The 20,737-nt window shown below is 70.6% G+C and carries 21 protein-coding genes; 9 read left to right on the top strand and 12 right to left on the bottom strand.

The features are described 5' to 3' along the window. Window positions 1-81: 81 nt before the first annotated feature. On the bottom strand, window positions 82-474 hold the full coding sequence (locus BKA00_RS19600; protein ID WP_185027024.1) for a hypothetical protein: 393 nt from the start codon (window positions 472-474) through the stop codon (window positions 82-84). 279 nt (window positions 475-753) lie between these two features. Further along, a complete protein-coding gene (locus tag BKA00_RS19595) occupies window positions 754-1,143 on the bottom strand; it encodes an ATP-binding protein (RefSeq protein WP_244994327.1) in 390 nt (129 codons plus the stop codon). A gap of 138 nt (window positions 1,144-1,281) precedes the next feature. Between BKA00_RS19595 and BKA00_RS19590 the strand changes: the two genes are divergently transcribed. Both BKA00_RS19590 and BKA00_RS19585 read left to right on the top strand, forming a co-directional pair. After that, entirely contained in the window at window positions 1,282-2,097 is an 816-nt protein-coding gene (locus tag BKA00_RS19590; RefSeq protein ID WP_185027020.1) for a helix-turn-helix domain-containing protein, read from the top strand. Continuing rightward, the gene (locus tag BKA00_RS19585; protein WP_185027018.1) at window positions 2,094-2,288 is read left to right on the top strand and encodes a DUF397 domain-containing protein; all 195 of its coding nucleotides are present in this window, start codon (window positions 2,094-2,096) and stop codon (window positions 2,286-2,288) included. The genes BKA00_RS19590 and BKA00_RS19585 overlap by 4 nt, the downstream gene beginning before the upstream one ends. A gap of 236 nt (window positions 2,289-2,524) precedes the next feature. On the opposite strand, the gene BKA00_RS19580 is transcribed toward BKA00_RS19585, so the two are convergent. The 3 genes from BKA00_RS19580 to BKA00_RS19570 form a co-directional block, all read right to left on the bottom strand. After that, the gene (locus BKA00_RS19580; RefSeq protein WP_185027016.1) at window positions 2,525-3,007 is read right to left on the bottom strand and encodes a hypothetical protein; all 483 of its coding nucleotides are present in this window, start codon (window positions 3,005-3,007) and stop codon (window positions 2,525-2,527) included. 237 nt (window positions 3,008-3,244) lie between these two features. After that, window positions 3,245-3,967 (bottom strand): hypothetical protein, encoded by a 723-nt coding sequence (locus BKA00_RS19575; protein WP_185027014.1) that lies wholly within the window; start codon window positions 3,965-3,967, stop codon window positions 3,245-3,247. A 184-nt stretch (window positions 3,968-4,151) separates the two neighbouring features. Then, entirely contained in the window at window positions 4,152-5,021 is an 870-nt protein-coding gene (locus tag BKA00_RS19570) for a LysR family transcriptional regulator (RefSeq protein WP_185027013.1), read from the bottom strand. Between the two features lie 94 nt (window positions 5,022-5,115). Between BKA00_RS19570 and BKA00_RS19565 the strand changes: the two genes are divergently transcribed. After that, the gene (locus BKA00_RS19565) at window positions 5,116-5,847 is read left to right on the top strand and encodes an SDR family oxidoreductase (RefSeq protein WP_185027011.1); all 732 of its coding nucleotides are present in this window, start codon (window positions 5,116-5,118) and stop codon (window positions 5,845-5,847) included. A 76-nt stretch (window positions 5,848-5,923) separates the two neighbouring features. On the opposite strand, the gene BKA00_RS19560 is transcribed toward BKA00_RS19565, so the two are convergent. After that, a complete protein-coding gene (locus BKA00_RS19560) occupies window positions 5,924-6,496 on the bottom strand; it encodes a dihydrofolate reductase family protein (protein WP_185027009.1) in 573 nt (190 codons plus the stop codon). Window positions 6,497-6,637: 141 nt separating this feature from the next. Next, the gene (locus tag BKA00_RS19555; protein ID WP_185027006.1) at window positions 6,638-6,925 is read right to left on the bottom strand and encodes a helix-turn-helix domain-containing protein; all 288 of its coding nucleotides are present in this window, start codon (window positions 6,923-6,925) and stop codon (window positions 6,638-6,640) included. Window positions 6,926-6,991: 66 nt separating this feature from the next. Here BKA00_RS19555 and map point away from each other — a divergent pair, with 66 nt between their 5' ends. The 3 genes from map to BKA00_RS19540 all read left to right on the top strand — a co-directional run bounded on the left by map (window position 6,992) and on the right by BKA00_RS19540 (window position 8,765). Then, entirely contained in the window at window positions 6,992-7,774 is a 783-nt protein-coding gene (map, locus tag BKA00_RS19550; protein ID WP_185027005.1) for a type I methionyl aminopeptidase, read from the top strand. A 131-nt stretch (window positions 7,775-7,905) separates the two neighbouring features. Then, entirely contained in the window at window positions 7,906-8,268 is a 363-nt protein-coding gene (locus BKA00_RS19545) for a metalloregulator ArsR/SmtB family transcription factor (protein ID WP_185027004.1), read from the top strand. Continuing rightward, the gene (locus tag BKA00_RS19540) at window positions 8,265-8,765 is read left to right on the top strand and encodes an SRPBCC family protein (protein ID WP_185027001.1); all 501 of its coding nucleotides are present in this window, start codon (window positions 8,265-8,267) and stop codon (window positions 8,763-8,765) included. The genes BKA00_RS19545 and BKA00_RS19540 overlap by 4 nt, the downstream gene beginning before the upstream one ends. A 51-nt stretch (window positions 8,766-8,816) precedes the next feature. Here the strand turns inward: BKA00_RS19540 and BKA00_RS19535 are convergent, their stop codons facing one another. Next, window positions 8,817-9,392, bottom strand: a complete 576-nt coding sequence (locus BKA00_RS19535) for a CGNR zinc finger domain-containing protein (protein ID WP_185026999.1) — start codon at window positions 9,390-9,392, stop codon at window positions 8,817-8,819. A gap of 95 nt (window positions 9,393-9,487) precedes the next feature. On the opposite strand from BKA00_RS19535, the gene BKA00_RS19530 reads away from it, so the two are divergent. Beyond that, on the top strand, window positions 9,488-10,660 hold the full coding sequence (locus BKA00_RS19530; RefSeq protein WP_185026998.1) for an epoxide hydrolase family protein: 1,173 nt from the start codon (window positions 9,488-9,490) through the stop codon (window positions 10,658-10,660). A gap of 22 nt (window positions 10,661-10,682) precedes the next feature. On the opposite strand, the gene BKA00_RS19525 is transcribed toward BKA00_RS19530, so the two are convergent. Continuing rightward, entirely contained in the window at window positions 10,683-14,234 is a 3,552-nt protein-coding gene (locus tag BKA00_RS19525) for an NACHT domain-containing protein (RefSeq protein WP_185026996.1), read from the bottom strand. Between the two features lie 190 nt (window positions 14,235-14,424). Between BKA00_RS19525 and BKA00_RS19520 the strand changes: the two genes are divergently transcribed. Further along, a complete protein-coding gene (locus tag BKA00_RS19520) occupies window positions 14,425-14,577 on the top strand; it encodes an SbtR family transcriptional regulator (RefSeq protein ID WP_185026994.1) in 153 nt (50 codons plus the stop codon). Between the two features lie 67 nt (window positions 14,578-14,644). On the opposite strand, the gene BKA00_RS19515 is transcribed toward BKA00_RS19520, so the two are convergent. After that, entirely contained in the window at window positions 14,645-16,597 is a 1,953-nt protein-coding gene (locus BKA00_RS19515; RefSeq protein ID WP_185026992.1) for a SpoIIE family protein phosphatase, read from the bottom strand. A 260-nt stretch (window positions 16,598-16,857) separates the two neighbouring features. Here BKA00_RS19515 and BKA00_RS19510 point away from each other — a divergent pair, with 260 nt between their 5' ends. Next, complete coding sequence (locus tag BKA00_RS19510) at window positions 16,858-18,285, top strand: MFS transporter (protein WP_185026991.1); 1,428 nt, start codon at window positions 16,858-16,860, stop codon at window positions 18,283-18,285. On the opposite strand, the gene BKA00_RS19505 is transcribed toward BKA00_RS19510, so the two are convergent. Together BKA00_RS19505 and BKA00_RS19500 are read right to left on the bottom strand one after the other, a co-directional pair. Continuing rightward, complete coding sequence (locus tag BKA00_RS19505; protein ID WP_185026990.1) at window positions 18,258-18,410, bottom strand: hypothetical protein; 153 nt, start codon at window positions 18,408-18,410, stop codon at window positions 18,258-18,260. The genes BKA00_RS19510 and BKA00_RS19505 overlap by 28 nt on opposite strands. Window positions 18,411-18,547: 137 nt before the next feature. Then, window positions 18,548-20,620 carry a TerD family protein gene (locus BKA00_RS19500; protein ID WP_221493212.1) on the bottom strand — a complete coding sequence of 691 codons (2,073 nt, stop codon included), beginning with the start codon at window positions 20,618-20,620 and terminating at the stop codon, window positions 18,548-18,550. Window positions 20,621-20,737: the final 117 nt, after the last annotated feature.

The following is a 20,737-nucleotide window of genomic DNA, read 5'->3' as shown; positions in this document are numbered from 1 at the left end:
GCAAGGAAAAACGAAGCGGGGGGCCTGGCGCTGCCAGGCCCCCCGAGCAAGACCTGGCTGGTGCCAGGCCCCGCGGGTGAGTCAGTCGTCGGCGTCGCCGGAAACGAAGGCGACGCCCACAGCAGTGCTGCAGAGCACGGTGAACTGCTCGCAGACGGTGACGAGACCGCCGGGGATGGCGACTCCGTCCGTGCTGAGGACGAACACGATGCCGCATGCGACGACCCCGATGATGATGGTGCCCACGGCGAATTTGAGGAGCGTCCTCTGCTTGGCGGCGCTGATGCCCGACGCGAGCAGGATGCCGAGGATGCCGCCGACGAGGCCGCCGAAGACGCCGACGCCGGCATGGGCGGCGAACTGGCCGACGTTGCCGGACGCGAAGGGGTCGATGCCGTACTGATCAGCGCGGACGACAGAGTTCATGCTCTCGATGAAGCCTCCGACGACGGCGCCGAAGAAGGCGGCGAGCAAGAACGACCAAAACCTGTTCACGTTGGTTCCCCCTGTTTGGGTCGGGTGCGCGTGCCTTGCACGCCCACCGGGCTGTTTGTCGAGCGCTCGTGGCCTCACCACGATGCTTGAGTCCTACCGTCCCGAGCACAGCCCTCCCGGCAATCGATCGGGCGCCCCGTCAAAGAGGAGCGTCGGCCGGGGTCACCAGGAGGCGGGCGGCTTCACGGGGTGCGGCGTGCTGCCGTCATGACCCCTCAGGACGCCAGCACGCCGCGTACTCGGTATTCGCCGAGCGGGTCATGGTCGGATGCGTGACCAGATCCACTTGCCGCCGGCCGGGTCGCCGGTGACGCCGCACTTGCTCGACAGCGCCTGGACGATGTGAAGGCCCCAACCGCCGTTGCCGTCGAACGCCTCCTCGGAGAGGTCGAGGTCTTCGAGGGTGAGTTCCTTCATCGGCTTGGCCTGGGGAAGGGCGAAGTCGGCGTCCCAGACGGCGATGACGACGCCGTGCGCGTCCCGGCTGAGCTGGAGGCGGATCTCCCTGTGCGGCGTCTGCCGGGCCGCGTTCGTCACGAGCTCCGAGACGACGAGAAGCGCATTGTCGAGTATGTGGGAATAGCTCCAATTGCGGAGCCTCGCGTCCACAAGGGTACGCGCCAGCCCCACTGCGGACGGTGTGCCCATAAGGGGCATAAGCAGATCCCCGCTCGCCGTCATCACGATCGTCCCCGCCCTCGTCAGAGTTCCGATTTCCTGTGACAAGGATCACTGGAGCGGCCTAATGTTTCCTTGTTATCGAGGGATCTGAAAACAGGAGGAACGATGCCGCTCGTCCGTGACCCTCTCGACCCCAAGATCTCCATGTGGCACTTCCTGGCCTTCTGCATGCGCTTCTTCAGGGAGAAGATGGGGTTGTCGCTGACTCAGTGTGGCGAGATCATTGGTGTCGCTCGCTCGACTGTTTCCAATCTGGAAGCGGGGCGACGACGTCCTCAGGATGATCAGATGCGTCTGCTCGACAACGCGTACGGAACTGGGGTTCTTTTTCAGGTTCTACTTTGGTTTGCCCGAATGGCTCACGATCCGGACTGGGCTCATAAGATCGACAAGTACGAGGAGGAGGCAGTCTCGATCAAGACCTACCACGGCCAAGTCGTTCCCCTCGTGCTACAGACAGACGACTACACCTGGGCTTATGTCAAGGCGAGCAAGTTCAAGGACTTGGACGCGATCATGGCAGTCCGCTCCGCGAAGAAGAGGGCGTACTGGAAGAAGGGCGATTCGCTCCTCACCTGGACCGTGATCGACGAGGCCGTCCTGGCCCGCCCGGTCGGCGGGGTGGAGGTCATGGCGAGGCAGCTGGAACACCTGCTGAAGATGGCCGAGTTGCCACACGTGAGCTTGCGAATCATCCCCTTCTCCTCAGGGGAGTACATGGGCGTCGATGGAGCTATGCAGATCATCGGCCTTGAGGATCGAGACGTCGCCTACTCTGCCGCTCAGAACGGCGGACGGTTGATCGAATCGCCTCGCGAAGTTCGGGAGCTGTCCGTTATGTTCGATCGCATCGGCGTGAAGGCTGCTTCAGAGGAAGCCTCCCGAGAGATCATCAAGCGCTATTTGGAGAGCTACGCATGATCGTGAAGTGGCGCAAGAGTTCCCACACCGGCGGCGCAAACGACAATCAGTGCGTTGAGCTGGGACGACTTGACCCGGGGGCCGGGATCGGGGTGCGGGACAGCAAGGACCCGGACGGGGGACACCTCGTCCTCTCCGGTGCCCAGTTCGCCAGCGTGATCAAGCAGATCAAGCAGGACTCGGCCCGCTGACCGTCCTCGTGTGACGCGCGTGTGGGTGGCGGCAACGAAGCCGCCTTCGCCGGGCTGGGGCCTCTGCCCGGAGCCTCAAGGGTGGCTCACCTGGCTTCGATCTCCTGTGCGTCCAGCGGGCGCGGCGCACCCCTGACCGTGCGATCCGGATAGGGGACGGGACGAGAACGGGGAGCCTGGCAGTGCCAGGCTCCCCGTTGACCGAGGCCCGATGGGTACCGGGCTTCGCAGGTGGGTCAGTTGTCGGCGCGGACGGCGGGGACGGTGCGGACGGCACCGACCACGACTCCCGCGGCGAAGCCGCTGATGATGGCGAGAGCCATCCCGAGGTCGCTGGAGAGTGCGTCGGCTCCAAGGGACCCGGTGATGGGGACGACGGCGCCGCCCAAGGCGGCCAGGCCGACGCATACGAGGCAGCCTGCGACCGCCGCGATGACGATGCCACCGGCGATGCGGATGATGAGCTTCCGCCCGCCGGGGGTCTCAGGGCCGTCGTAGGTGCTGATGAACACGCCGGCGACGGCGCCGATGATGCCGGCGCTGACGCTGACGATGGCCTTGAGGGCGAGGTGGCCGTAGTCACCGGACTCGAAGGGGTCGGCCCCGGCGCGGTGGTGGTCAGCGAGGAAGACGGCGAAGTTCAGGCCCTCGATGACGCCTCCCAGGATCGCTCCGGCGAGGACACCCACAACGGTCGAGATCGACTTAGGCTTGATCATGTCATTCCCTGTTTGGGTCGGGGTGCGCGTGCTTGGCACGTGCACCAGGGTTGTTTGCTGAGTGTTCGTGGTTTCACCACGGTCCTGGGACCTACCGAACCGAGCACGGCCCTCCGGGGGCCCCGGGTACCGTCGCCCGAAACCGCTCGCGCCACATCCTCAACGCCCCGACGCACGGAGGCTCCCCACCGCGCCCGGACCGTTCCGGCCGTTGAGGACGTCGTCCAGAGCTGTTCGTTATGTTCGATCACATCCGCGCGCGAAGGCCGCTTCAGACGAAGCGCCCCCAGACCAAGCAGACCTCCCCCGCTGAGGTGCTCCGTTGAGTTGCGGCGTGTTGCCCTTATCCGAGGGTCGGGCCAGCCAGACGCCGCGTTCGGTGACGATGTCCCGGTTGACGACGGGACGGGGGAGGCCGGCGTCCACGATGAGCATCCTCAGCCTGGTCTCCGGCGGTGAGTCGCTCCGGTCGTCCAGGTCCGGGAGTGCGAGCTTGGCACGTCCGACTCCTCGGCGCCTGTGGCAGTCGTGGAGGAAGCCGGTGAGGCGGGACCGGCTGGTGAGCCTGTGCCGCAGCATGTGGTCCCCGGCGATGATCAGGTCCATGCGGGGGAGGCCCGCGGCGAGTTCGAGGAAGAGCCGTTCCGGGCTGACCAGCGGCCGTCCGTCCCGCACACGCAGGTGCGCCGGCGGGATGGCGTAGCTGTGCACCCGAAGATCTTTGATCCGCGGGACCACGGTGCTGACGGACGGGACGGCGGCGTGGACACGCCCATCCTGATCGGGCACGGGGACGCCGTACAGGCGTGCGGCCGTCACATCGCAGAACACCGCGACCGGCGGGAGGAGCAGCCTTGCGGCGTCACACCTCAGTTCCAGACAATCGGTCAGATTCGTCTGAGCGTACACATCATAGAATATGCGTCGATATTGGGAGGAGCGGAGTTCCTTGGAGGTCACTCCGGCTCTCTGTGCGTCTGCGAGCCGAAACGGGCCTTTCCTTAAGCTTTCAGGAACTTCTCGGGGGGTTCTCACCCTGAGGTGTTACCGCGCCGACTGTCCAACAATGACGCGAGCGCGCAAAGGGTGTCGAAGTCGTTCCCAGATCGTTGATCTCGAATCGTCGACTTGCGGCGTGTTGCCCTTATCCCGAGGTCCATAAGGGCAACACGCCGCAAGTCGACGAGAGGCGGGTGGCCGTTTGGATCAGGGCGGCCAGGGTCAGGGATCGGCTGTGCGGCGGCCAGGCGATCACGGTGGTGACGGTCGGCGCGTCCAGGATCGGCACGAAGGTCAGGTCGCGGCGGAGATGGGTCCGGGCGGTCTCCGGCAGTAGGGCCACCGCCCTGCCCAGCGCGATCAGCTGCAGGAGCTGGGCGTGGTCGCGCACCTCGGGTCCCTGACCGTCGGGGTAGCCGCCGTCGTGGTGCGGCCAGCGCAGCAGTGGAAGGCCGGCGATGTCGGCCATGCGCAGGTCCGTGCGGCCTTCGAGGGGATGGTCCTTCGGCAGGACCAGAATCTGGCCCTCGGTGCTCAGCTCCTCGACGTCCAGGCCGGTCGTCGAGTCGAACGGCCTGTGCAGCAGGCCCACGTCGGCCCGTCCGTCGCGGAGCAGCCGCTCCTGCTCTCCGATCCCGCACAGCAGGACCTCGACGGCGACCGCGCCGGGCTCGGCGGCGTAGGCGTCCAGGAGTTTCGGCAGCAGTTCACCCGACGCCCCGGCCTTGGTGACCAGCACCAGGTTCGGCTCCCCGGCGGCGGCGCGGCGGGTGCGGCGGGCGGCGGCGTCGACCGCGTCGAGGGCGGCCCGGCCCTCTCTGAGCAGGACCTTTCCGGCCTCGGTGATCTCGACCGTACGGCTGGTACGTTCGAGAAGCCGAACGCCCAGGCGGCGTTCCAGCTGCTTGATCGCCCGCGAGAGCGGCGGCTGGGCGATCCCGAGGCGCTCGGCGGCGCGGCCGAAGTGGAGTTCCTCGGCGACGGCGACGAAGTACCGCAACTCTCGCGTCTCCATGCCTTCACCGTACCCGGGATCAATACCCGTGAGGTATCGAACGCTACCCAGGCGGTGTTGGAGTGCTCTCGGCCGTACGGCCAGGATTCCGGGTATGAGCGAACAGACGATCACACTGATCACCGGCGCCAACAAGGGAATCGGATACGAGATCGCCGCCGGGCTCGGCGCCCTTGGACACACCGTCGGCGTGGGGGCCAGGTCCCCGGAGCGGCTCTCGGCGGCCGTGGAGAAACTCCGCGCCGAGGGGATCGACGCGTTCGCGGTACCCCTCGACGTGACCTCCGACGAGAGCGTCACCGCCGCGGCCTCCCTCATCTCCGAGCGTTTCGGACGGCTCGACGTGCTGGTCAACAACGCCGGGGTGACCGGTGGGATGCCGCAGACGCCCACGACCGTCGACCCCGAGACCATGCGGACGGTCGTGGAGACCAACGTGATCGGCGTCATCCGCGTCACCAACGCCCTGCTGCCGCTGCTCAGGCGGTCCGCCGCGCCGCGGATCGTGAACATGTCCAGCAGCGTCGGGTCTCTCACCCGCCAGAGTTCCCAGTCCGCCGTGGAGGCCGTGGGCCCGATCTCCGCCGCCTACTCGCCCTCCAAGACCTTCCTCAACGCCGTGACCCTCCAGTACGCCAAGGAACTGCACGACACCGACATCCTGATCAACGCCGCCTGCCCCGGCTACTGCGCGACCGATCTCAACGGCTTCCGCGGCGTCCGCACCGCCCAACAGGGCGCCGCCATAGCCGTCCACCTGGCCACCCTGCCCGACAACGGCCCAACCGGCTCCTTCTTCGAAGACGCCGGCGTGGTGCCCTGGTAACCCGAACACTTCCCCGCCTTCGTCGGCATCGCCACAACCCTCATCCTCTACCGCCGGCTCGCCAATGAGATGGCCTCTAAGGCGCGGCCTGACGGGTCGCGCGGTAGCGGAGGTAGACGACTCGGGTGAAGGTGCGGGTCTCGACGAGTTCGAGGTCCACCTGGCGTCCGTGCTGGGGGAAGAGTGGAAGGCCGCCTCCGACCAGCACCGGGTAGACCCTGACCAGGTACTCGTCGATCAGACCCAGTTCGGCTGCCTCAGCGGCGAGGGTCGCGCCGCCGATCGCGATGTCGCCTTCCCCCGGCTCCGCCCGCAACCGCTCGATCTCCTCCGCCAGGCCGCCGGAGGCCAGGCGGGCGTTGCCCTGCACCTCCGTCAGCGTGGCGGAGAACACCACCTTTGGAAGCGGCTTCCACAGCGCCGTCCATTCGCGCTTGGGGGCGTCGAGCGATGGATCCTGGTCGGCGGTCTCCCAGTACAGCATCGTCTCGTAGAGCCGCCGTCCCAGCAGGTAGACGCCGACCCCTCGCGTCTCCTCGATGGAGAAGCGAAAGACCTCCTCGTCGGGCGCCGTCCAGTCGAAGCCGCCGTCCGGCCCGGTGATGTAGCCGTCCAGTGACATGGCCATCGAACAGGTCACTCTGCGCATCAAGCGTCCTCCTCGCTTACGGGTTCGACGGTATGACCACCGGACGCCGCAGAACTCATCGCGAAGAGCCCGTCGCCGCGCTTCCTCTTCCCCTCGACGCTGCCGGCTCGGCCCAGAAGTGGGCGCCGGGAGGCCGTCCGCCTACGCTGTAGTGCGACCGGTGCTGGTCGATTCGACCTCACGCTCGGGTCGGCTGATCTCGGCCCACACCTCGTCGAGGGAGAGGTCGAGGACCTCGGCGATCGCCGCGATGGTCGAGAAGGCGGGGGTGGCCACCCGGCCCGTCTCGATCTTCCGGAGGGTCTCCGGGGAGACGCGGGCGTCGAGCGCGGTGTCGAGTATCGAGCGCTCTCCTCTGGCCCGTCGCAGGAGGGCGCCGAGGCGCTGTCCGCGTTCGAGCTCCGCGGGGGTGAGCGGCAACCTGACCATGGCCCCTATTCTAGTACCGGTATAGTATGACCGGTATAGTTATTGGTGACGTGAGCGAGGCGCCGCATGATCGAAATCTTGAACTCCACCGAGCTGGCCAAGGCCAGGCACACGGGCGCCCTGGTGGCCGACATCCTGCAGACGGTGAAGAGCCGCACCGCGGCCGGCACGAACCTCCTTGAGATCGACCAGTGGACCAAGGCCATGATCGTTGAGGCGGGGGCGGAGTCCTGCTACGTCGACTACGCGCCGTCCTTCGGGCGCGGACCGTTCGGCCACTACATCTGCACGTCCGTCAACGACGCCGTCCTTCACGGGCTGCCCTACGACTACACGCTCGCCGAGGGGGACCTGCTGAGCCTCGACCTCGCCGTCTCCCTGGGCGGAGTCGCCGCGGACTCGGCCATCAGCTTCGTCGTCGGCGAATCGAAGCCCCCGGAGAGCGTCGCGCTGATCGACGCGACCGAACGCGCACTGCGGGCGGGGATAGCGGCGGCAGGCCCCGGGGCCCGCACCGGAGACATCTCCCATGCCATCGGCTCGGTCCTCCGCGAGGCGGGGTACTCGATCAACACCGATTTCGGGGGCCACGGCATCGGCTCGACGATGCACCAGGACCCGCACGTCTCCAACACCGGACGCCCCGGCCGCGGGTACAGACTGCGCCCCGGGCTGCTGCTCGCCCTGGAGCCGTGGATCATGGAGGACACCGCCGAACTCGTCACCGACGCCGACGGCTGGACGCTCCGCAGTGCGACGGGCTGCCGCACGGCCCACAGCGAGCACACGATCGCCATCACCGAAGACGGCGCCGAGATCCTCACCCTGCCGAAGCGCGCGAACGCCTGAGGCCGAAGTCGCGCCTGCCTCCGCGCTCAGGAGCCGGCGCTTCTGAAACCCAGGGCCTCAGAGGTGACGCCTGGCCGGGTCGAGGTGGGGCGCCGTCGACAAAAGCGTAACCTGTGGGTTACGCTTTTGCCGTGGACGACGTGGTGGGAGCGATCGCGGACCCGGTGCGCCGGGAGATCCTGGTCATGCTGCACGGCGGCCGGCTCACGGCAGGGCAGATCGCCGGACGCTTCGAGATCAGCAGGCCGGCCGTGAGCCGTCATCTGCGCGTGCTCCGGCAGAGCGGGCTGGTACGCGACGAACTCGTCGGCCGGGAACGGCTCTATGAGATCGACCCGGAACGGCTCGCCCCCCTCGCCGGATGGCTCGCGCAGTTCGTCCGGCCGCGCGGCTGGGAGCACCGCTTCGACGCGCTGGAGACCGAGGTGCACCGGACCCGCCGCCGACGCCGCGCCGACAGCGCCGCCGACGAACCGAAAGAGGACACCGCGTGAACCGTCGACCCACCGGAGACCTGGCCCGGACCGCCACCGGCAGTGACCTCATCCTGACCCGGTCGTTCCGGGCATCCGCGGAGGACGTGTGGGCCAGCATCACCGAGCCCGAGCGCACGGCCCGCTGGTTCGGCCCGTGGGAGGGAGACGCCGCGCCGGGCCGGACGATCAGAGTGCGGTTGGCGTTCGAGGACCAGGCGCCATGGTCCGACATGCGCATCGACGCATGCGACCCCCCGCGGCGGCTGGCCCTGTCCGCGACGGACGAGTTCGGCGCCTGGCGCATCGAGTTGCTACTGACCGAAACGGACGGTTCCACGCGGCTGGAGTTCGTGCAGCACCTCGACAGCGAGGAGCAGCTCGGCGAGATCGGTCCGGGCTGGGAGTACTACCTGGACATGCTCGTGGCCTCGCGCGACGGCTCACCGAAGCCGGACTTCGACTCCTACTATCCCGCCATGAAGCCGTACTTCACCGACCTGGCCGCCCGGAGCTGACAGGGGAGCCCCCATGCGGGGCCGCTCACCTGGACGCGCCGAGCGTAACGATCACTCCGCCGATCTGGAGTGCCTGCGCTGGTTGGCGTTGAAGCGCGCCTTCTTCTGACGGTTCCCGCACGTGTTCATGTCGCACCATTTGCGGGTGCGGCTCTGGCTGGTGTCGAAGAAGGCGGCCTGGCAGGTCGGCGACGCGCACAGGGCCAGCTTTCCGTCGCGTTCGCCCGCGATGATGCTGATCGCGTCGGCGGCGATCACGCCGAGGGCGTCCTCCACGCGGGACGCCGAGCTGAGCCGCCACCACCGCCTGCCCTCGGGCGTCAGGATCGCGGCGGCCCGGCCACCGGCGCTGAAGTCATTGATGACCTGGACGGCGGTCGCGGGCAGAGCGTCCTGGCTCGCGGCCGCCGTCGCGGCGGCGTGGATCGCCTCCCTCAGTTCCCGGGCGAGGTCGAGCTGGGCGGGAGTGCAGGAGTCCACGGCGAGGCCGTACAGCGCCAGCCAGTCGACGAGCCGCTGCGGCGTGGGAATGCGCTCCACGGCGTCGCCGCGACGCTCCGTCAGGGTCCCCGTGAAGCTGGTCGCCAGCACGGTTCCGAGGCGGAAGTCAGGGAAGCCGGCGCGCATGGAACCACCTTAGCCGGTTGCACGCCGGTGCGAGGACCTGCTAGAACCGCCTAAGCCGGTTCACGAGGCCGGTTCCGCGACGGCCAGGAGGTCTCATGCCCCGTCCGACCAGTGACGTGCAAGCATTCGAAGCCCGCGCGGCGGACGCCGACCTCGACGATCTGCGTGCGCGGCTGGCCGCGGCGCGGCTACCGGAGGCCGAGACGGTCCGTGGCGCCGAGCCCGGTCGTGGCCGGTGGGAACAGGGCGTTCCACTCGCCGACCTCGTCGATGTCGTGGACTACTGGCGCACCGGGTACGACTGGCGGTCCTTCGAAGAGCGCCTCGACCGGATCGGCCAGTTCCGCACGACCATCGACGACCTGGGAATCCACTTCCTGCACCGCCGATCCGCGCGCCCGGACGCCACCCCGCTGATCTTGACGCACGGCTGGCCGGGCAGCATCGCCGAGTTCATCGATGTGGTGGACGAGCTGGCGGATCCGGCAGAAGCGGACGCACCCGCGTTCCACGTCGTGGCCCCGTCGCTGCCGGGCTTCGGTCACAGCGACAAGCCGGCCGCCACCGGGTGGGGTACCGAGAAGATCGCGGCCGCATGGGTGGAGCTGATGGGAAGGCTCGGCTACAGCGAGTTCTTGGCCCACGGCGGCGACTGGGGAGGCAATATCACGACGGTTCTCGGCGGCAGGTTCCCGGCGCACGTTCTCGGCATCCACACATTGTTCGCGGAGGCGCCGCCCGGGTTGACGACGGACGGTCTGACGGCGGTCGAGCGCCGGTGGACCGAGGAGACCCGCGATTTCTGGCGGCACCGCGCGGCGTACGCGAAGCAGCAGGCGACCCGGCCGCAGACCATCGGCTACTCGCTCGTCGACTCACCGGTCGGCCTTCTCGCCTGGATCCTCGACAAGTTCGCCGAGTGGTCGGACACCGAGGACAGCCCGTTCGAGAGGATCTCCAGAGACCGCGTTCTTGACGACGTCACCCTCTACTGGCTGACGGGGACCGGCGCGTCCGCGGCCCGTATCTACTACGAAAGCCATAACTCGCTCGATCCCGAACTCCGGGTCGATGTCCCGTCGGCGATCAGCATGTATCCCCGCGACATCGAGAAGTGCCCGCGCCCCTGGGCGCAGGAGCGTTACCGGCAGATCGTCCGATGGAGGGCGCCCGAAAGCGGAGGGCACTTCCCGTCCCTGGAGGTTCCCGAGTACTTCGTCAAAGACCTGCGAGAAGGCCTCGCGGCGGTACTGGCCGCACATCGGTGAACGCGGGCTCAGAGGGCAGATCTCAGGCTCGGACCAGGACCAGTTGTTTCGGTGTGGGCGGTCTGGCCGGGGCTCGGACGTCCGAGTCCGGTGTCAATGCCATGAGTGCCAGCAGAGCACTGGAGAGGTGGTGCGCCAGTTGGTAGTCCTCTCTCGCTCCCTTGTTGCGGAGGGTCGCCGCGAGGAGGGAGGTGACCGCCAGCACCATGTCGCTCCGCCTGGCGCGGCGGCTCTGCTCCCACAGCGGTGCGGCCAGGCGTATCGCGTTCCCGATCAGCTCCGCGACTTCCTCGTTTCCGATGGTGTTCGCGCGGCTCAGGGCCGCTTCCAAGGTCACGGCGGGGTCGTGGGCGGGTGTGGTGGAGAAGATGTCGGGGAGCGCCCGGTGGAGGAACGTCTCCATCGACACCGTCCTGCTCCGGTTCCTTCGAGGACGCGCGGGCTCCAGGCTTGTGACCGCCTCGAAAGAGCGTTGCAGCGAGAGGCACGCCCACGCTGTGGTCACCACGGCTCCCATGTCCAGCCTTCCCAGGTCGCCCGCGAAGACGAGGCGCGCCAAGGTCAGGACGTGTGCGGGGTCCTGTCCGTGATAGCCGGATCCGAACGTCTGGGCGGCGTTGAATTCGGTAATGGCGAGGACATGGTTCAGGGCGCGCCGCAGCGCGAAGCAGAGGTCATGGGCGATGTCGACTACCGGCACTGTTCCGGAGGCGGAGGCGATGTCACGAAGGTGCTCGGCTTTGCTGAGGACCACGTCGAAGTCCGCCCCCAGGAGACGGCCATAGTGGAGCGCGGAGCCGGAGGTGGCGCGGGGGGTGCCGATCTTCTGCTTGATCTCCTCTGCGATGTCCCCGACGCTGCCCGAGACCCGCGCGAGGACGTTCACGAGGTCGACGGCGGCGGCGAAGTCGCGGTTGAGGTCGTCGGTGATGGCCGGGCCGAGGGCCCCGAGGGACTGCCCGAGGGCGGCGACACTGCCGGAAAGGTTGTCGAGAGGGAGGAGATGGTCGAGTCCGCGCGCCAGGGGATGGGCGTGGAAGATGTCGCGGGACTGGCTGGGGAGGACGGAGAAGAGAGCGGTGACCAGGGCGGCGGAGCCGCCCTCGCCGCCCGGGGAGGCCCGCCGGAGCCGGGACTCCATGGCCAGGCCGAGTTCCTGGCCGATGCGGGAGGCGTAGTCGAGGGCGCGGTCGCGCAGGTGGTCGCGATCGAGGTCGTCCGCCCGGTCGGGGAGGTCGTCGAGGCCGAGTTCGACGGCGCGCTCGAAGGCGCGCTCGCGCAGGGGGAAATAGAGCGCTTCGTGGGCGAGGTCGAGGTCCCGTGCGATGTCGAGGGCGTGGAGCAGCCGGTCCTCGGCCTTGTCGAGGTCGCGGGATCTCCCGAAGGCCAGCAGGCCGATGAAGGTGCTGGGCGCCGTGGCCTGGAAGAGCCGGAAGAACACGTGGGTCTGCTGAAGGATGAGTGCCGGATACTCACCGGCCTGCCGCGCGGTGGGCTGGTGGGGAAAGTCGGGGACGAGCTGCGCCTGACCGTGCTCGTCGGCCCAGTCCCCGTCCGCGGCGTAGAGGACCACGGGGTTCCTGCTTCCGGGTCTCCTGGCGTACAGGTCCAGGTCGAGGGCCTGGCGCGCCTCGGCCGGTGTGGGCAGGCGATAGCCGGTGCCGTCGTCGAACAGGCCGTTGAGCCAGGCGAGGAATTTCTTGATGTCCTTGGTCCACAGGTCGTCGACCACGGTCTTCGGCACGTGGGGGTCGTTGGTGCGGGCGACGAAGCGCCCCCAGAGATTCGGAGGTACGGGGGCGGCGCCGATACGGGTGCCGTCGTCCAGGACATGGGTGTCGTGCAGGGCCCGCGCGGCGGCGACTCCGTCCAGCAGCTGCCTCTCCCCGAGGTCGCTCGGCGCGGTCCTCAGGAGCAGGTCGAGCCGATCCCGTAGGCCGGGATCGAGTTCGCGGGCCTCGTCCGCGCAGGCGTAGGCGAGGCTGAGAGCGGTGACCGTCCGGTCCTCCAGGCAGGCTTCGACGATGGGGCCGGCGTCGGCGCGGGCGACCCAGAGAAGCGTGACCTCCCGCCACCAGGGGTTGCCGACGTTGTCGATGAGGAGTTGGCGCCTGGACGCGTGCGCGGGCACCAGCGTGGAGGCCAGGTACTCCTGCAAGGTGAGGTGCGCGAAACCGTAGCGGCCGTACTGGTGCTCCAGCAGCAGGCCGCTGCGTTTGACGCTGCGGAGGAAGGCCGCGGGAGTGATGTCCGGCGCGGTTCGCTCCAGCACGGTGCGTATCGCCCGTTCGGCCTCGTCGGCCGGGATGTCGCGCAGCTCGCGACGCATCATGTACCAGGCCAGCTCCTGGACGACGCGTTCCCTCTTCTCCCCGCTCAGGCCGTCCATCCCGGGGTCGGTGAGCCTCTTGGCCTCCTGGCGGCGGTGGAGGAGGACCTGGCACACCTCCTCGTAGAGCGCGACCCGGCTGCCCGGCAGGCTGCCGCGGTACCGGTGCACGTTCGCGATCATGGTGAGCAGCAGCGGGTTCGCGGCCAGGTCGAAGAGCGCGGGTTCACTGCTGATCCGCCGGTACAGGTCGTCGGCGGCCCGCGCGGCGAGCCGGTCGATCTCCTTGGGGTCGCCCTCCCGGGAGCGGTGCTCGATGGCCCGGTACCAGGCGTGCAGGAAGGCGCGGATCTGCCGGCCGGTGAACCGCTGCACCTGGAGGACGTCGGCGCGGGACAGCCGGTTGCCGTCATACCCGAGAGGGCGGGACGTCACCACGAACGCGTTGGACGGGTAGCGGCTGATCTGGTCTTCCACCCACCGCACCACGCGGCTGCGGTCGGCTGAGCCGGCCACCTCGTCCAGTCCGTCCAGCAGGATCACGCACCGGCCCCGCTTCAGCCGCTCCTCCAGCCACTCGGCCGAGACGGCACCGCCCAGCCAGGGCGCGGTCACGGCGATCCGCGCCAGCCCCTCCCGCCCTCCGGCCGCGATCGCCCTGCCGTGGTCGCGCAGATAGAGCAGCACGGGGAGCCGGCGCCGGCGCGGCCATCGGCGCTCCGCGATGTCCAGGGCCGTGTGCCGGGCCAGCGTCGTCTTCCCGGATCCCGCCGCGCCCAGGACCGCGAGCACCCGCCCCGGGGCCAGGAAGGACGCCAGCGACGCGCGCTGCCCGGCCTCCGGGGAGGACACCGACCCGATGCCGGTGTCGGCGACGGCCTCGGTCACCGGCCGCGGCCGCAGCATCACGTCGACGTAGACCTGGCGGGTCCGCAGGACGTACTCCGCCTGGGTGACCAGCCCGATCGTCTCCATCTGGTCGACGGCGGAGCGCATTCGCCGCAGGTAGGCGCGCCGCGATCCCTTCCGCCGTCCTCCCGCCGGGGGAGGGGGCGGCGCGGTCTCCGGCGCGGGCGCGGCGGACTGCGGGGCGGCCTGTACCAGCGCGCCCAAGACCGTGAACACCAGCGCCAGGTATCCCCAGTTCCAGCTCAGCTTGCCGTTGTCGTAGACCTGGTTGACCGCCACTCCCGCCGCGACCAGCAGCGACGCCCCGACCAGAGCGCGCCCCGCGAACCTCAGCACCCGCACAACAGTCAGCTCCGGTCGCTTGACGACATGGGCAGCGAATCCACTTAACCGTGTCGTCCCGCCGTCCGCCGGAGGAGTCGCCCTTCCGATACCGGCCATTGTCGGTGCGCGCCGCCCCGGACGTCGCGGCCGACCTCATCCGCCATGTGGCGGGTCTGCTCGGCCGCGCGCACGTGGCGGAACCGTGCGCGAGGACGTCACCGTCGACGAGGTGATGGCCCTGGTCGCCGGGGCCTTCGCCGCGATCCGCCACGCCGGAGCGGAGACCAGCCGCGAACGCTCCGCCCGCCTGACCCGACTCATCCTGGACGGCCTGCGCCCCCGAGCTCGGCCCTGACGAGCCGCCGGGGTCGTCCGGCCGCGGCCGGGACGTACCGGCAGGGCCGGGCCGTGAACGTGGTCGCCTAGCCGGGCTCGGCCGTCGTGTGGGGGAGGGCGACCATGGCCATGACGTGCTGCGCGGGGCTGCCCAGGGGAGCGTAGAGCAGGAACGGGCGGCCCGGGGAGTCGGTGCGGGCCTCCGCCTCGTAGAGGACGGCCACGCCGGCGCTGGACAGGTGCGTGACGCCGGTCAGGTCGACGGTGAGCGGGGTGGTGCCGCCGCGGGTGCGCACGACCAGCTCCTCGCGCAGCTGCTCGGCGGTGGCGGTGTCGACCGGGCCGTCCAGGCGGATCCGCGGGTGCCCCTCCGAGGGCTGGTCCAGGATCAGCAGCAGGTTCGGCAGGTCCGAGAGGGCCGGCGACGGCGTGACCTCGCCGGGGCTGAGCAGCCGCGCGGGACGGGTCAGCCGGTGCCGGACGGTCGCCGTCGTGCCGCGCGGGCCCGTCTCGACGTGCAGGTCGTCGGCGAAGTCGCTCGCCATGGCGAGGCCGCGGCCGCGGTCCTCGGTGGGCTGCCAGGGCTCGCGCCAGTGGCCGTCGTCGGCGACCTCGATCTCGACGCCGCCGCCGCCGGTGCACTCGGCGCGGATCCGGACGGCGCCCGGCGTGCCGTCGTAGGCGTGCTCGACCGCGTTGGTGACGAGCTCGCCGATCGCGTGCCGCAGGAGGATGACGTCCTCGGCGCGGGCGCCGAGGTCGTACAGCCATCCGTCGAGGGCCTTGCGGGCGGCGGGGATCGCCTCCGACTCGGCCGGCAGGTCCAGCAGCAGCGGCGCGTGCGGCGCGGTCCGCTGCGCGGCCAGCAGCGCGATGTCGTCGTCGTGCCCGGACGTCCTGACCAGCAGTTCCAGCGTCTGCGTGGTGAGGCGGTCGACGGCGGCGAGCCAGTCCTCGCGCAGTGCCCGCCCGGCGGCGACGTCCGCGGCGACCTCCGCAAGCTCGACGGTTCCGGCCGCGACCTCCCGGCCCGGCCGCCGCACGATGCCGTCGCTGTAGAGCAGGAGCTGGTCGCCGACGGCGAGGCGGTCCACGGCGAGCGGGAAGCCGGCGCCGGTGCCGAGCGGCCCGCCGCCGGACGAGCGCAGGTAGCGGGCGGGGCCCGCGGACGGGATCAGCAGCGGCGGCGGATGCCCGGCCGTGCAGTACGTGATCCGCCCGTCCGCCGGGTCCACGGCGGCGACGCACAGGGTCGCCGCCCGCGCGGCCGGGAGGCGTTCGGCCAGCCGGTCGACGGCGGCGAGCGCCTCGGCGATGTCGGCGGTGTGGTCGAGCCGGTCCTCGAGGACGGCGCGGATCCGTCCCATCGCCGCCGACGCCTCGACGCCGTGCCCGGTCACGTCCCCGACGACGAGGGCCGTCCGGCCGTCCGGGAGGGGGACGGCGTCGAACCAGTCGCCGCCCGCGGTGGAACCGCCGCCGGCGGGCAGGTAGCTGCCGCCGATCTGCAGGCCCGGCAGGATCGGCAGGCCCGCGGGCAGCAGCTGCCGCTGGAGCACCCCGACGACGTCGGCGGGCTCGACCGGGCCCTCCTCGGCGGCCCGGCGCGCCGCCTGCCGCTCCCGCACCCGCTCGGTGACGTCCTGCGCGAACGCCACGAGCCGGACGACCTCCCCGGTCGCGGACTTCTGCGGGACGATCGTGCAGTCGATGTAGACGTCCTCGTCAGGGCCGGTCTCGCGGGGGAGCTGGATGCGCCACTCGCGCGCCGTCACCGTCTCCCCGGTGCGGAACGGGCGGTCGAGCAGGTCGAACAGCTGCTGGGCGACGAGGTCGGGGAACAGCTCGGAGGCGGAGTGGCCGAGCACCTCGTCCCGCTCCACCAGCGCGCGGTAGGCGGCGTTCACCGCGACCAGGCGGTACTCGCCGGGGCTCTCGACCCCGGCGACCGCTGCCGGGATCGCCTCGAACACCTGCCTGACGGTCCGGGCGTCGCCGGTGAGCCTGTCCATGTCCTCGTCGCGTGCGGACTCTTGCATCAACCCTCCGGATGGTCACCTCCGTGCGTCCCTTTGTTTCCGACTCATCCGGGTTAACACCTTGTGACGCACTCGTTGCGCAAGCATCCGGTACCCGCTTGCGTCGAGGAGATTCATCTCATACCCGGGGCGTTTCGCGCCAGGCCCGGGCGTGCCGCGCGGCCCCCGGCGCGCGCCGCCTGGTCCTAGGCCGAACGGACCTCGCCGGCCGGGACCGCGGACCGACGCGGCGGACCCGCCCCGGCGACCAGCATGGACGCATGACCGCAGACCTCACCGCCGGGACGGCGGCGCGCCGGGCAGGGGCGGGGACCCCGGGCTGGGCCGCGCTGCTCGCCGCGTCGATCGGCCAGTTCCTCGTCGTCCTCGACATCTCCGTCGTCAACGTCGCCCTGCCGCACATCCGCGAGGGCCTCGGCCTCGGCGCGACCGGCCTGCAGTGGGTCGTCAACGCCTACTCGCTGACCTTCGCGGGGTTCCTCCTGCTCGGCGGGCGCGCCGCCGACCTGTTCGGCCGCAGGCGCGTGTTCATCACCGGCCTCGGCCTGTTCACCCTCGCCAGCCTCGCGGGCGGGTTCGCGCAGGACGGCGCCATGCTGATCGGCGCCCGCGCGTTCCAGGGCCTCGGGGCGGCGATCCTCGCGCCCGTCACGCTCTCGCTCGTCACCGGGACGTTCCCGGAGGGCCCGGCCCGGACGAAGGCGATCGCCATGTGGACGGCCGTCGGCACCGCGGGCGGCGCGACCGGCGGCCTCGTCGGCGGGCTGCTGACCGACTACCTGAGCTGGCGCTGGGTGCTGCTGATCAACGTGCCGGTCGGCGCGGCGGTCGCCGCCGTCGCCGCGCGCTGGCTGCGCGGCGAGGGCGACGCGGCCGGAAGGCGCCGCCTCGACCTGCCCGGCGCAGTCCTGGTCACCGCGGGAGTGGGCCTGCTCACGTTCGGCATCGGCGACACCGGGGACCACGGGTGGAGAGGCGTGGTCCCGCTCGCCGCCGGCCTGGTTTTGCTCGCCGCGTTCGTCGCCGTCGAGGCCCGCACCCCCGAGCCGCTCGTGCAGCTGCGGCTGTTCCGGCTGCGCAGTGTCGCGGTCGGCAACCTCGCGACCCTCGTCGGGACGATGGCGGGCTTCGCGCTCTGGTACTTCCTGTCGCTCTACATGCAGAACGTCCTGCACTACAGCGCGGTCCGGACCGGGCTGTCGTTCCTGCCGCACACGGCGGGGATCATCATCGGCTCGCGGCTCGCGCCGCCCCTGATGGCCCGGCTGGGCGCCCGGCGCCTCGCCGGCATCGGCGGGCTCATGGCCGCGGCCGGCTTCGCCTGGCAGAGCCTCGTGCTCGACGCCGACGGAACCTTCCCGACCGCGATCCTCGGCCCGGGCGCGACCATGGCCCTCGGCTTCGGCCTTCTGATGACCCCGCTGGTGGAGGCGTCGACGAGCGGCGCGGACTCCTCCGAGGCGGGCGCGGTCGCGGGCGTCGTCAACACCTCCCGCACGATCGGCGGCGCGATCGGCCTCACCGTCCTCGGCACCGCCGCCGCGCACACCGGACCGGACCTGGTGGACGGCTACGCGGCCGCGTTCCTCGTCGCGGCGGCCATCACCACCGCCGGCACGGCCGTCGTCCCGTTCCTGCCGCGGCCGCCCCGGCGGGCGCCTCAGTCCGAGGAGGCCGCGACCGCGTGACGCACGGCCCCGGCCGCGACGACCGCCCACACGACGACGGCGGGCCACAGCAGGAGCCTGCCGAGCGTCCCGAGCCACGGGACGTCGCAGGCCCTGCCCGCCGTCATCGCGCTGACGGCGGGCACGGCCGGTAACCGGAAACAGAACGGGCGCGCCGTGAGGCGCGCCCGTCTCTGTCAGAAGCGAGGAAAGCGAAAGGGCTGGTTACATTCGAAGTGTGAGAAGGAAGCCCCTTCATGGCCTCGCACGGCGATTTTAGCAGTCAGGCCGGGATCAGGTCACTCAGGTTTTCCGGCGTGTAGACGGTGGAATTGTCGTGCAGGCCGTCCGGGCGTTCCAGGCCGATGAACGTGACCGGCTCGCCGGGCGGCGTGCCGTCCCAGACGGTCGTCCTCCCGGCGTCGAGCAGGTCCACCAGGTGGCGGACGGTCAGGTAGCGGCGCTCGACGATGCCGCGCAGCAGCATCGAGGTCGTCACGCGGTTGTCCTCCACCCGGTTGAAGTTCATCGCGCCCCCCAGGTGCAGGTGCAGCCACTTGGCGCGCCACCGGCCGTCGTCGCCGCGCAGGAACACCAGCGGCAGCGCGATCCGGCCCGGGCCGCGCAGTTCCGACTTCATCCGGACGGTCCGTGCCTCGAACGGGCGCCCCCGCTGCTCCGCGTCGCGCAGCATGAACCCGAAGAACGACTCCTCGACTTCCTCGAACCCCTCTCCGGAGTAGATGTTCACCTGCGGGACGACGAACCGGGCCTCGACCTTCGCCAGGGTCAGGTTGATGAACTCCGAGGCGCCTTCGGGGGCGGTGGTGATGTCGCCGGAATGCTCTCCCGCAACGGTGCTGAGGTTGGTGTAGGAGAGCCATTCGGGGTTGCCGTAATTCTCATCGAGCATGAGCGCGGAAAGGTCGAAGTCGGTCCTGCGCTCGTGCTGCCGCCAGTAGACGAAGAACCGCAGCAGTTCGCCGTCGACCGGGGTCAGCGACCCGCGCGGCAGGACGCCGAGCCCCTTTCCGGCGGCCTTCCCGCTGAGCGGCAGCGCGACGTCGAGCACGTCGGGGTCGACGACGAGGCGGCCGACGGCGGGGAGGCGGCCCCGGACCTCCTTCTCCAGCATCGCCGAGAGCCGCTCCGCCGCGTCCGGGCCCAGGGGCGGGCGGGTGTCGGGCACGGCGGCGCCGAGGCCGAGCCGGTTGGCGAACAGCCGCGTCCGCCCGGCCTCGCCGGCGCGGTCGAGCAGGTGCTCCCGGACCGACAGCAGCACCCGCCCCGAGACCCGTTCGATCACCGACTCGGCGGTGTCCAGCACCGCGTCCCGGGAGTCCGGGGCGAGGCGCAGCAGCCGGTCGAGGGACCGGAACAGCGTTCCGGGCGCGCCCGCCGCCACGCGCGCGGCGCCCGCGGCGTCGCCGTCCGCCAGCCGCGCCTCGAAGCGCGCCGCGAACGACGGCGCCCTCTTCTCGCCGCGCGCGACCGCGAACACGTCCGCCGCGCCCGCCCACTTCGGGTACTCGTGGGGGTGGAGCCGCTCGCCGAGACGCTTCCACGGCTCGCGCCAGGCGGCGACGTCGCCGAGCTTGCCGGGGGCGTCGCGGACGACGCCGTCGAGCGCGGCGAGCAGCGCCCGGCGGGTGGGACGCGGCATCGACACGAACCGCGTGGGCTCCTGGAGGGTCACGTCGCCGTCCGACAGCGCGCACGCCAGGCGCAGCACGTCGGTGACCGTGTCGACGAGCAGGCCGGCGCCCAGCGCCAGGCGGACCCGGTTGATCACGGCGCGGTTCTCCCGGACGGGGATCCGCTCCGGGTGCGGGCCGGAGGCGTGGTGCGCGGCCAGCTTCTCCAGCGTCTCCAGGTCCTCCTCGCCGAGCGGCGTGGTGCTCTCCGCGAGCCGCAGGTACAGCCGCGCGGCCTCCTCGGCGAGGGGCCGCCCGAGACGCAGGACGGTCACCCGGTCGCCCGCGGCGGCGACCAGTTCGTCCTGCGCCGCCAGCATCTCCTCGTAGGTGTGCCGGTAGCGGCCGTAGCCCTTGAGCGTGAGCAGGTCGAGGACGCCGCTCTCCCGCGCCTCGCGGGCCGCCGGCGCCAGCTTCGCGTCGTGCAGCGTCTCGTGGAGGAGGCCGAGCCAGAAGTCGAGGGTGTCGGGCACGTTGCGGGGGAAGTCGCGGAAGTAGGTGTTGTGCCGGACGTGGTCGCCCGCCATCTCGCGGACGGTGGCGAGCGTGCGCACCGCGACGCTCCGGACGGTCTGCTCCGACAGCCCCGACAGCGCGCGCAGGACGTCTCCGGACAGCTTGAAGCCGACCGACATCAGGGCGGCGTCGAACTGCCGCGCCACCGCCGCCCCTTCTCCGGACGGACCGGAGGGCGCGGGAATGCGATGCGTGTTCCGGACGACCAATGCCTCAAGCCAGATGTTCACCGCGCCATGGTGACAGAGCACCATAAATCACTG

The organism is Actinomadura coerulea (assembly GCF_014208105.1).
Taxonomy (GTDB): Bacteria; Actinomycetota; Actinomycetes; order Streptosporangiales; family Streptosporangiaceae; genus Spirillospora; species Spirillospora coerulea.
This window is presented reverse-complemented; position numbering and strand designations above follow the sequence as displayed.

Bases quoted from the DNA above. Each gene is read 5' to 3' on its own strand.
- BKA00_RS19595 (WP_244994327.1), bottom strand. From the start codon at position 1,143: ATGGGCACACCGTCCGCAGTGGGGCTGGCGCGTACCCTTGTGGACGCG.
- BKA00_RS19590 (WP_185027020.1), top strand. From the start codon at position 1,282: ATGCCGCTCGTCCGTGACCCTCTCGACCCCAAGATCTCCATGTGGCAC.
- BKA00_RS19585 (WP_185027018.1), top strand. From the start codon at position 2,094: ATGATCGTGAAGTGGCGCAAGAGTTCCCACACCGGCGGCGCAAACGAC.
- BKA00_RS19580 (WP_185027016.1), bottom strand. From the start codon at position 3,007: ATGATCAAGCCTAAGTCGATCTCGACCGTTGTGGGTGTCCTCGCCGGA.
- BKA00_RS19570 (WP_185027013.1), bottom strand. From the start codon at position 5,021: ATGGAGACGCGAGAGTTGCGGTACTTCGTCGCCGTCGCCGAGGAACTC.
- BKA00_RS19565 (WP_185027011.1), top strand. From the start codon at position 5,116: ATGAGCGAACAGACGATCACACTGATCACCGGCGCCAACAAGGGAATC.
- BKA00_RS19560 (WP_185027009.1), bottom strand. From the start codon at position 6,496: ATGCGCAGAGTGACCTGTTCGATGGCCATGTCACTGGACGGCTACATC.
- BKA00_RS19555 (WP_185027006.1), bottom strand. From the start codon at position 6,925: ATGGTCAGGTTGCCGCTCACCCCCGCGGAGCTCGAACGCGGACAGCGC.
- map (WP_185027005.1), top strand. From the start codon at position 6,992: ATGATCGAAATCTTGAACTCCACCGAGCTGGCCAAGGCCAGGCACACG.
- BKA00_RS19535 (WP_185026999.1), bottom strand. From the start codon at position 9,392: ATGCGCGCCGGCTTCCCTGACTTCCGCCTCGGAACCGTGCTGGCGACC.
- BKA00_RS19530 (WP_185026998.1), top strand. From the start codon at position 9,488: ATGCCCCGTCCGACCAGTGACGTGCAAGCATTCGAAGCCCGCGCGGCG.
- BKA00_RS19515 (WP_185026992.1), bottom strand. From the start codon at position 16,597: ATGCAAGAGTCCGCACGCGACGAGGACATGGACAGGCTCACCGGCGAC.
- BKA00_RS19510 (WP_185026991.1), top strand. From the start codon at position 16,858: ATGACCGCAGACCTCACCGCCGGGACGGCGGCGCGCCGGGCAGGGGCG.